This is a genomic window from Desulfobulbaceae bacterium, from assembly GCA_013792005.1.
Lineage (GTDB): Bacteria > Desulfobacterota > Desulfobulbia > Desulfobulbales > VMSU01 > VMSU01.
The window spans coordinates 1-11,292 of sequence record VMSU01000219.1; the positions used below are offsets into that span (position 1 = coordinate 1).

Below are 11,292 nucleotides of genomic sequence, written 5' to 3' on the forward strand. Positions count from 1 at the left end.
ATTGCTGCCCTGCCCTTCCTCCCTGCCACGTTTGACGCCGCAATCTCCTTCGAGACTATCGAACATGTCACTGGCGACCTCCAAGAATCTTTTATCAAAGAAATCAAGCGGGTACTGAAACCGGACGGGTTCTTTCTGATTTCCACACCGGACAAACGAATTTATTCCGACCTTGCCCACTATCACAACGAATTCCACACCAAGGAATTTTACCGCCAGGAATTTCACGACTTTCTCTCCCAACATTTTACAACGGTCAAATTCTGGGAGCAGTCCGCTCTGCTGGCCTATGTCCTTACAGATGGACAGGAAGACAGTTCACTCAAGTTAATGCAGAATGGGACAGTTGAAGGGAAATATATTATTGCCCTGTGCTCTGACACCACGCTGCCTGAGCCTGAATTGGGATCGATAACGCTTGACACGGAAGACCGATATCGCAGAACACTCGAACGGGTTATCGAACTGCAGGATGAGATAGAAGAAAAAAACAAACACATCCAGATCGTCTTAAACGATATCGATATTTGCGAAAAAACTATCAACAAACAGGAACAAACTTTAAAAGAAAGTGTTATTAATTATGAGACGATCATCTCTACCCTTCATGAAGATGTGACCAAAAGCCAACAACAAGCAACCGAGATAGAAGCCTTACACACTGAATGCACAACCCGCCTCAAGCATATCGAATCAACCAAGGCCTGGCGCTTAATCCAGACCTTATACCGCATAAAAAACAGGATCTGGAACCGGAACCACTAATCAACTACAATCTCCCATCCTTATACAAAGACCAGAGTTCAGCCAAGAAGAAAAAGCCGCATTATCGAAGCACAACATACAGCCTAAGCCCAGAGAAACTCAACCAGTACATAAAGGCAGCCTCTATGGTAGGTGCGTAATGGTACTCTATTTCTCTATTTTAAAAACAAATTCCTACAGCTACCTCAAGAACAAAAAAATAATCCTTGCATCAATTCAAACATTCAATTAAATACTAATCAACCAAACACTATCCCTTCCCGCGAGTGACTGACATGCTGACTAAGCACATACAAACAATCACTTTTCTTGTCCTCCTTATCGGGGCAGGACCCTCCCTTGCCAGCGCCGAAACCAGTCAAATACCCACGCCGCCAACCTGGAGCGCTCATGATGCCGTGCGCTTCGCCCTGGCCAACAACCCTGACAGCAAGGTGGGCAGGCAGCGGCTCATCGCCGCCCAAGCTGCCATCGACCTTGAGCGCTCGGTCCAAGCTCCACAAGTCACGCTTACCTCTCAATACAGTCAGACCAACTCGCCCATGTACTCCTTCGGCAATATCTTAAACCAGGGTGAGTTCTCTCAAGCCATCGACTTTAACGACCCAGGCCGGACCGACAATCTGAGCGGCGCCGTCCAAGTGGGGTATCGGCTGTACAATGGCGGACGGAACAAGGCCGGCGTTCAGGCCGCCACCGCCCAGGCCGCCGCCACCCAGATGGACCTCTCTTCCATCCATGCCCAACTGGCGTTTGAGGTCGTAAAGGCCTTTCACAGCATTACCCAGGCCGAAGGCATCGTCCAAGCCCAACAGGCCGCCGTCGAGGCGGGAGCCGCCTCCCTAGAAGTGGCAAAGGCCCGTCACAATGCCGGTGTCCTACTCCTCGACTCGGTGCTCGACCTTGAAGTCCAGCAATCGCAAGCCAGAGAAAACCTGATCCAGGCGGAACACACCTTAGCGCTGGCCAAAAAAAATATTTCTGACCCTGATGGGCATCAACAAAGGCTCAACCAACACTATTCCGGAGGCAACCTGTGATATCCAGATAATGCCGACAACCCCCAACTATGACGGTCGTTTCGAACTCAAAAATATCGATGCCATGATTGAGGCAGCCAAAGCTCGGGTTCGTCAAGCCAAGGCCGGCAGTTATCCTGCGGTCGACGGCTTTGCCGCCTATACCCTAGAACACGGTTCTATTACCGGTGGTTCAGGTGACTCATGGCAAGCCGGGGTCAAACTCCAATACCCCCTCTTTGACGGCCACCGAACCGACTCGGAAGTCACCAGGGCCACTGCCCAATTGGCAGAACTCCAGGAGCATCGAAACAAGATGGAGCTTGCTATCAGCCTGGAGGTGGAACGGGCCCGTCTCGCCTTGCGAGAGACCGAAGAGAGGCTGAAAGTTAACGAAAAGACCGTCAGCCAGGCCCAGGAGAGCGCAGGCATCAACCGAGCCCGATTCAGTGAGGGAGTAGTCCTGTCATCCGACCTGATCGCTGCAGAAAACCGCCTCACCGAATCCACGATCCGACGTACCGTGACTAAAACCACTCGCCGGGTCGCCATTGCCGATCTGCGCCGAGCCATGGGGATACCCCAGTTTGACGACATCAGCGAGGCTCAAACGACCGAACTGAGACACTGTCCTCTCCCCGAGAAATAATAAGCAAATTGTAACTGCTTAGGTTATCGGTTTACGGTTGACAGTTGACGGTGATTGGGACCTGCCAATGGCTGAGGACACACTGACATTGAGTATCATGCGATGATTTATGACTAACCATGATTCTTTTAATCGTAAACCGATAACTGATTACCGTTAACCTGTGTAGTTACGATTTTTTTAACTGTAAACCGATAACTGATTACCGCTAACCTAAAAGTAGTTACCCTTTTTTTAATACAGGTGCCACCCATGACAACATCTTCACGAATCATTGGCCAACGTCTGCTCCCGACTCTCCTGTGCGGAGTATTGCTCTTTGCCGGGGGGTGTAAGCAGGAAACTAAACATGAGCAAGACACAATCAACAAACCGGCCACGCCAGTTAAAGTTACCGTTATTACCGCGACTGAAACCATCACCTCCATGGAGAACGAAGTAGTTGGCACGATTGAGGCTGTGCAACGAGCAACCATCTCTGCCAAGGTAACGGGAACCATTGCCGAGATGCCTGTAGTCCTTGGGGCAACAGTCAAACAAGGTGATCTCCTGGTCAAACTGAGCGCCGCTGAGATTTCAGCACGCTTGGCCCAAGCTGAAACCGCCATGGCCCAAGCCAAACGAAACCTGGAACGGGAACGACGACTGCTCACCCAAAATGCCTCAACCAGAGAAACGGTCAACGCCCTGGAAGACGCCTATCAACTTGCCAAGTCCTCCCAGTCCGAGGCCAAGACCATGCTCAGCTACATCACCATCCGCGCCCCGTTCAGCGGCCTGATCTCGAGCAAACTGACCAACGCCGGCGATCTGGCCACCGTGGGAACACCACTGCTCATCCTCGAAAACACCGAGGCGCTCCAGGCTGTGGCGGCTGTGCCAGAGGCCCAACTCTTGGCAATCAAACCGGGGGACCAGTTATCTGTGCGCATACCGGCCTCCAATCTCTCAGCTACAGGCACAGTGGCGGAGATCGCCCCGGTGGCTGATGCCATCTCCCGCTCGGCAGTGGTGAAACTCGACCTCGAGCCCTCCCCCTCCCTGCGCCCTGGCCAATTCGTCAGAGTCATCCTCCCCGGCGTGAGCACTAAGATCCTGCTAGTACCGGAAACGGCGGTTTCCGTCTTCGGCCAGATGGAACGAATCTTCGTCATCGACAACAACACCATCAATATGCGTCTGGTCCGCACCGGCCTTAACCGCGACGGCAAAGTTGAAATTCTCTCCGGCCTCAACCCTGGTGAACAGGTGGTGGTGCAGGCCGTAAACACCCTAAGAGACGGCCAACCGGCCAGAGTTACGCCATGACCAATCAACACAATGCACACGACACATCACACGACTTTGCCGGCCGCCTAGCCTCATCATTTGCCAATTCGAAGCTGACCATCATCGGCATCATTGCCTCCCTTTTGCTCGGAGCAATGGCCGTGATGATGCTCCCCCGCGAAGAAGAACCACAAATCATAGTGCCGATGATCGACGTCATGGTCTCCATGCCAGGCGCCACACCGAAAGAGGTAGAAGAACGAGTCTCCATTCCCATGGAAAAACTCCTCTACGAACTGCCGGGAATCGAATATATTTACTCCACCTCAATGCCCGGCCAAAGCCTCCTTGTTGCCCGCTTTTTTGTTGGCCACGACATGGAAAACGCCATCGTCAGCTTGAATCAGAAGCTGGCCACCAATCTTGATCGCATCCCTCAGGGCGTATCCCCCCCACTGGTCAAACCCCACACCATTGATGACGTGCCGATCCTGGCGCTCACCCTGCACAGCTCACGCTACGATCACTACACCTTGCGCCGTCTTGCTGCGCAGATAGACGATGCCATAAAAAATATTCCGCACGTTGCCGAGACCAAACTGATCGGCGGCGCCAAACGCCAGGTCCGAGTTTTGTTCGATCCCATGCTGCTCGCAGCACGTTCACAGACAGTGGCTGACATCGCCCCAAAACTACAACAGGCAAACCGCCAGAACACCTCAGGCTCCCTGCTTTCACAAAACCGCGAGATTATCCTGCAGACCGGTCTCTTCCTAACCTCGGCCGAGGAGATCGGCAAGATCGTCATCGGCGTCCACAACGGCGCCCCAGTCTACCTTCGTGACGTGGCCTCCATTAGCGATGGCCCAGCGGAACCCGACACCTATGTCCTCTACGGCTCAGGCAAAGGCGGGGAAGAAGAGGCGGCTGTCACCATCTCGGTGGCCAAACGGCCTGGGGCCAATGCCGTCCATGTGGTGGACTCTATCCTGGCCAAGATAGACACCCTCAAAGGCAGCCTGATCCCGATCGACATAGAGGTCAGCATCACCCGCAACTACGGAGAAACGGCGGCCGAGAAATCCAATGAACTGCTCCTGCACATGGGCATCGCCGTCTTCGGAGTGACCCTGCTCATCCTGATGTTTCTAGGCTGGCGCGAGTCGATCATCGTCATCCTGGCGATCCCTTCGACCCTGGCACTGACCCTGCTACTCTTCTACCTCTACGGCTACACCTTAAACCGCATCACCCTGTTCGCCCTGATCTTCTCCATCGGCATCCTGGTGGACGACGCCATCGTGGTGGTGGAAAACATCGTTCGCCACATCCGCCTGCCGTCAAACCAGCATAAGCCCCTGATGGAAGTAGCCATCGAGGCTGTCAACGAGGTGGGCAACCCAACCATCCTCGCCACCTGGGCGGTAATCGCGGCCATCCTGCCGATGGCCTTTGTCGGCGGCCTGATGGGTCCTTATATGCGGCCGATCCCTATCGGTTCTTCCGCCGCCATGATCTTTTCGCTGATCATCGCCTTCACCGTCACCCCCTGGGCCGCAATCCGGGTCCTGAAACGACGTCTGCCGTCAAACGGCGCCGAAACGCTCGACGATGATCACGATCACGCCCCGTCCGATCTCTTCACCCGCTTATACCATCGGATAATGGACCCACTCCTCGCCCATGGCGCCTGGCGCGCGCTCTTCTTCCTGGTTATCATCGCCATGCTCGGCGGAGCCTGCTCCATGGTCTATTTCGGCCTGGTAAAAGTCAAGATGCTGCCCTTTGACAACAAGAGCGAATTCCAAATCATCCTCAACATGCCCGAAGGCTCGCCCCTGGAAAAAACCACCCAGGCCGCACGGGAGATGGCGGCTGCCGCAGGTCAGGAACCCGAGGTAACAGATTACCAGATCTACGCCGGCACCGCCTCGCCCTTCAACTTCAACGGTCTGGTTCGGCACTATTTCCTGCGCGGCGGACCGGACATGGCAGACATCCAGATCAACCTACTGCCCAAGGCTGAACGGAAAGCCCAGAGTCACGACATCGCCAAACGGGTACGCCCTGCCGTGGCCGCCATCGCCGAAAAGTACGGGGCCTCTGTGGCCGTGGCTGAAGTGCCGCCCGGCCCACCTGTCCTCCAGACACTGGTAGCTGAGATCTATGGTCAAACAGACAGTGAGCGGGTCAAATTGGCCGAGAAGGTCAAGGGAATCTTTACCTCCACCCCTGGTGTGGTCGATATCGATTGGTATCGGGAAGAACCCCGCCAGAAAACGGTAATGACGATTGACAAAGAAAAAGCGGCCCTGCATGGCATCTCAGAGGCCGAGATCACCGCAGCCATCCAGACAGCGGTACAAGGGCAGTCAGTCGATCTTTTGCACCAACCAGACGACAAGGAAGATGTGCAGATCGTAGTCCAGCTGCCCCAAGCCCAGCGAGCGCGCGCTGAAGATCTCTTGAATCTCCAGCTCCGTAGCGGCAGCTCGACCGTGCTGGTACCTCTGAGAGAGTTGGTGCGGATCAGCCAAGCGCCGGTTGATCAACCGATCTACCGGAAAAATTTGAAGCCGGTCATATACGTCACCGGCGATGTGGCTGGCGTTACCGAAAGTCCGGCCTACGCCATCTTTGAAATGAACGAAAAACTTGCCGCCCTTGATGGCCGCGACTTTGGCGGGAGTGAGGTGATGATCCCCGTGTACAACCTCAATCAACCAGTAAGTGAAACCGAACCAGCGATCAAGTGGGACGGAGAGTGGCACATCACCCTTGAGGTCTTCCGTGATCTGGGGATTGCCTTCTGCGTGGTCATGATCCTAATTTATATGTTGATGGTCGGCTGGTTCAAGGATTACCTGGTGCCGCTAGTGGTAATGGCCGCCATTCCCTTTTCCCTGATCGGCATCCTGCCTGCCCACTGGGGGTTTGGGGCCTTCTTCACCGCCACCTCGATGATCGGCTTCATGGCTGGCGCCGGAATTGTGGTCCGCAACTCCATCATCCTCGTCGACTTCATCGAACTCAGGATCAGCCACGGCCTGCCGCTGGCCGAAGCAGTGGTAGAGGCTGGAGCCATCCGCTTTCGCCCCATGCTGCTGACCGCGCTGGCCGTTGTGGTTGGGGCTTCGGTAATCCTGGCCGATCCCATCTTTCAGGGGCTAGCCATCTCGCTGATGTTCGGCGAGATCGCTAGCCTTCTGATCAGCCGGATGGCGGTGCCGGTGCTTTATTATATGTTAAGGAAAAGGAAAGAAGCGTGAAGAAAAATAGATCAGATTTTCTGTTCGGGAAGAAATTCCGGCAAGTAATCGATGATCTGACGGTGACCGGAAGAAAACGCCAAGGAGTTGAGTTCCTCCAAGGTGACCCAGCGGCAGGGTTGTTCTTCTTGCTGAAGCTTGCCGCTGAAAGCGCCGCGAAGACGGCAGAGAAAAGGGTGTACTGTCGCCTGATACCTGGTGTATTTGTGATTAACCGTTGTCAGAGGCAGGAAACCATCCAGGGAACGGCTGGCCCCTTTTTTAAACAGACCTACCACCGCCTTCAGCGGTTGCGCGCTTTCCGTTATCTCCAAATCCGGGAACTCCCACATATTAGCCCATCGGACATTTGCCGGACGCTGCCTGACATAGACCCTGCCACTATCATCAACAACGACTGCCGCCACTAGGCGTACCTGGACAATCTTCTTTCCACCCTCGACCACAGGCCGTGCCCCTGTGGTCCCTGTTGAAAAACTTTCACACTCCGCTGTAACCGGACACAATTCGCAGCGGGGAGTCCCCCGGACACAGACCAGCGCCCCACACTCCATCAAGGCCTGATTCCACTCCCTGGCCTGGCCTAACGGCAGCAACGCTTCGGCAAGACCCCAGATTCTGGACTGACCCGCGGCCTTCTTCACCGGCTCGTCAATGGCAAACAACCTGGCAAATAAGCGCTCTACATTGCCATCAACCACCGGGGAATCCTGCTGAAAGGCGATGCTCAGAATTGCCCGGGCGGTATATTTACCAATCCCAGGCAAGGCCTCAAGGGCTGCAAGCGTATCAGGAAGTTTTCCACCATGAACCTGCACGACCCGCTTGGCCGCTGCATGAAGGTTGCGGGCCCGGGAATAATACCCTAAGCCCTCCCAACATTTTAGAATCTCATCTTCTGTCGCCGCAGCCAGTGAAACTACATCTGGAAAATGGGCCATCCACCGCTTGAAATACACCACGCCCCGCTCAGCCTGGGTCTGCTGAAGCATAATTTCAGAGACCCAGACCTGATAGGAAAGGTATTGTTCCCGCCAGGGCAGCGGCCTGGCATTGGCAGCAAACCAAGACAACAAGGCCTGCTGCAACTGATTTACCTTCTTCATGAAAAAACCGCCTTACTCAATAGTTGAACCTATGAGAGAAATTAAGCATCGCAGTAGCAGCATGGTCGCTTTCCAGCCCGTACCAATTGACATCCTGATACAGAGGTACTCCATAACTGCCGTTGAGGGTAAAATTGCCCCCAAGGGCCGAGAGGAATCTCCAACTGGCAACAGCGGTCAGTGAGACTGCCCTGCCGCCGCTATTCTCCATCGTCTTCCCCTTGAATTCGTTCTTACCGGTATCGGTCGCATCAAGCTCAAGACCCAGCATCAGATCGTAAGTGGGGGTATAGTGCAAGGCCGCGCCCAACTTGGTCACATCGCCAAAATCATAATCATCACCGTTTTCCCTGTTGACCAGGTGGCTCAACTCACCATGAACCCAGAAATCTCCGCAACGGATTGACCCCAGAACTCCAGCTCCCAGATTGATACTGCCGGTACCCATCTGAAGACCAGGCATATTCACCTTGTCATTAGCAAAGTCGGTGTCAAAATCTCCCGTAGGCAAAGTGGTATTGGCCATCAGGGTAACAAATTTGCTGTAATAGTTATCGCGCCAGAGATTATAGCGCAGCTTGAGATCAAGATCGGTGATCCCGCTGTTCTCGGTGACCTTTTCCGTATTGTCACTGAGTTTAATAGAAGTCATAGTTTTGTCGAGATCAGCGATCTTAGCGCTCACAGCCAAACGGTCAGTAATACCGTAGTTGGCCATCACCATGCCCCCTGACGACTCCATCTTTTTAGGCGCTGCCATTGGCCTACTCGTCATTGGCAAAGCCATCATAGCTGCCTTGAAGGTGTTGTAAGAAACGTCGCTTGAACCCATCTTCAGATTATCCATCACCATGTCCATATAACCCGCACCGACACTCATCGAGCCCTTAGGTGGAGGAACTGCGGAATTGACTCGATTAGGCATAGTCATCCCCATGGGCGAAATCGACTGCAGGGCCTGGGACATGGTGAGGACAGCGCCACCATGCTCGGAAATGAAAGTAGTGGCCGCACTCTGATCAGCAAAAGCGATGATATTAGGAATCATATCCGGCACCAGATCACTGCCAATAACATACGTGGCATCAACCGCAGGAGTTTCTTTCCCGCTGGCCCAATCGTGAACAACTACTGAAGTGAAGGCGTCCACACCTCCGGCGTCTGCGACCAGACGCAACATATCGGCGCAGCCACAGGTCTTTTCAACCGTCCCATCCTTGGCCGTAACTACCGCATTAGTCTTCTGGTACTGGTCAATATACATGCCACACAGCTTGCACCCCTGCCGATCTGCTGCATGAACCGTAGTTGCCAGCAAAACCGACGCCACCATCAGCGCTCCATACTTCTTTATCATTATATTCTCCCTGTGTGTTTTTTCATTTATACCAAAGGCAATTTCAATGCTAGAGCAACCTATCACAATGTATCAACAGGAACAATGTGACAAATTGTCACAGAGGAAGGATGAGGCAAAACAATAAAAAAGGTGGTTTAAGCCAGATCTTGGCAGTGGCATATCCCTTGCGGAGCCGAAGGGTGTAAACCAATCAGACGCTTGATCGCGGCGCCAATAATTAAAAGATGACCACACTCAACCTCAAATCCCCGCAACTCACGAAGAAGGGGCATATTTAAACAGCTTGCGCTGCAGACTTCGACGGTGAATATGCAGTTTTCGCGCCGCCTCTGAAATATTGCCATCGCAATCGGCAAGGACCCGCTGAATATGCTCCCACTCCACCCGGGCCAGACTGGGGGGAGTCAAGTCCTCCGGCGAAACTGCAATCTCCACATCTCCATCCTGAGCAAAGGCACGCAGGATCTCATCAACATCAGCAGGCTTGGGCAGATATTGGATGGCCCCGAGCTTGATCGCCTGGCTGGCAGTAGCGATACTGCCATACCCCGTCAGCACCACGATTTGGATATCAGGCTGCAAGGCCTTAGCCTCAGCCACCAATTCCAACCCGGAACGGCCAGGCATCCGCAGATCAACTAAAGCCAGATCCGGAGCCACACTCCGCAACACTTCCATCGCCCCTTCGAATTCAGCAGCCTCATGGACTAGAAACCCCCGCCGGGTAAACGCTGCAGCCAATCGCTTACGAAAAACCTCCTCATCATCCACTAACAAAATGGAATAAGCCTGCTCACCCCTTTCAGTATCCCCCATAATCACTCCTCCTCACTGAATCCAGATAGGCTCGACAATGCAAACCACACTGAAAAACTACTCCTTTGATATCCAAAAATAGACTGTAGTCCCTTGGCCTGGGGCTGAGTCAATTTCAAGTCCGCCGCCCAGCCGTTCAGCCATGGTGGACGCCAGGTACAACCCAAGACCCAACCCTTGTCCGGCCTCTTTGGTGGTAAAAAACGGCTCACGAGCGCTGGCAAGAATATTCGCATCCATCCCGCAGCCCTGATCACTCACTGTAAAGTGTGCTCCATCATGACCAACTACCACCTTCAACGTCACTGTTGCCGACAAAGGTGAGGCATGAAAAGCATTTGATACCAGGCCCCTCAGCACCCGATGCAATGATCGCTTAGGAATGGTGATCGTGGCATCAGGATCAGAGCAATCAATCACCAGCCGGGCTTGCCGCTGCGGCTCAAGAGAGGCCCGCACTTCACCAACCAAGTCCTCTACCCGCAGAGAGACAATCCCCTCACCCAACGGTTCGCCGGCATCTGCAGCCATCTGCGACAAAATATCTCGGCAGCGCGCCACCTGGGAACGGATCAATCGCAGGTCCTCCAACCAGACCTCGTGAGCGCCCTGGCTCATCTCACGATACAATTCGCCAGCAGCAACGGCAATTGTCGACAAAGGTGTGGCAAACTCATGGGCAGCCCCGGCAGACAGGGCCGCAAGCGATGCCAAACGCTCATTTTTGAGCTGAGATTCACGCAAACGGGACTCGGTATTCCGATGCACGGTCAAAGCTTCTTGAATTCGAGTAACAAAAAAAACCACAAAAAATGCAGTAATGGCAAAGGCCACCCACATCCCCTGCAGATGCAAGCTCATCTCCGGCGATACAGGCTCAGTATGACACAGTGCCTGGGGCGCTCCATAACCACACCAAGCGCTGACTGGCAGAAAAAATCCTCCGTAACAAAGCGCAGAAAACCCGGCCAACCCCCAGGCCATGGTCATCGGCAACAGGATGGCGCCCACCACGACATGAACCAGAAACAGAAAGGTA

Annotated in this window: 9 protein-coding genes; 5 read left to right on the forward strand and 4 right to left on the reverse strand. The window is 53.9% G+C overall.

The genetic code is table 11. From position 1 onward, the window contains the following. The 5 genes from FP815_13980 (at position 1) to FP815_14000 (ending at position 6,971) form a co-directional block, all read left to right on the forward strand. On the forward strand, positions 1-765 hold the full coding sequence (locus FP815_13980; GenBank protein ID MBA3016034.1) for a class I SAM-dependent methyltransferase: 765 nt from the start codon (positions 1-3) through the stop codon (positions 763-765). A gap of 275 nt (positions 766-1,040) precedes the next feature. After that, positions 1,041-1,805, forward strand: a complete 765-nt coding sequence (locus tag FP815_13985; protein ID MBA3016035.1) for a TolC family protein — start codon at positions 1,041-1,043, stop codon at positions 1,803-1,805. Then, entirely contained in the window at positions 1,756-2,433 is a 678-nt protein-coding gene (locus FP815_13990) for a TolC family protein (GenBank protein ID MBA3016036.1), read from the forward strand. Before FP815_13985 ends, FP815_13990 begins: the two co-directional genes overlap by 50 nt. Before the next feature lie 252 nt (positions 2,434-2,685). Continuing rightward, positions 2,686-3,741, forward strand: coding sequence for an efflux RND transporter periplasmic adaptor subunit (locus tag FP815_13995; GenBank protein ID MBA3016037.1), 1,056 nt, complete (start codon positions 2,686-2,688; stop codon positions 3,739-3,741). Then, positions 3,738-6,971 (forward strand): efflux RND transporter permease subunit, encoded by a 3,234-nt coding sequence (locus FP815_14000; protein ID MBA3016038.1) that lies wholly within the window; start codon positions 3,738-3,740, stop codon positions 6,969-6,971. The genes FP815_13995 and FP815_14000 overlap by 4 nt, the downstream gene beginning before the upstream one ends. 11 nt (positions 6,972-6,982) lie before the next feature. Here the strand turns inward: FP815_14000 and mutY are convergent, their stop codons facing one another. The 4 genes from mutY to FP815_14020 all read right to left on the reverse strand — a co-directional run. After that, positions 6,983-8,077 (reverse strand): A/G-specific adenine glycosylase, encoded by a 1,095-nt coding sequence (gene mutY / locus FP815_14005; GenBank protein ID MBA3016039.1) that lies wholly within the window; start codon positions 8,075-8,077, stop codon positions 6,983-6,985. Positions 8,078-8,093: 16 nt separating this feature from the next. Further along, entirely contained in the window at positions 8,094-9,434 is a 1,341-nt protein-coding gene (locus tag FP815_14010; protein ID MBA3016040.1) for a hypothetical protein, read from the reverse strand. 258 nt (positions 9,435-9,692) lie between these two features. After that, the gene (locus FP815_14015; protein ID MBA3016041.1) at positions 9,693-10,253 is read right to left on the reverse strand and encodes a response regulator; all 561 of its coding nucleotides are present in this window, start codon (positions 10,251-10,253) and stop codon (positions 9,693-9,695) included. A gap of 57 nt (positions 10,254-10,310) precedes the next feature. Further along, positions 10,311-11,292, reverse strand: a 982-nt coding sequence (locus FP815_14020; protein MBA3016042.1) for a HAMP domain-containing histidine kinase, incomplete at its 5' end; no start/stop codon positions are given.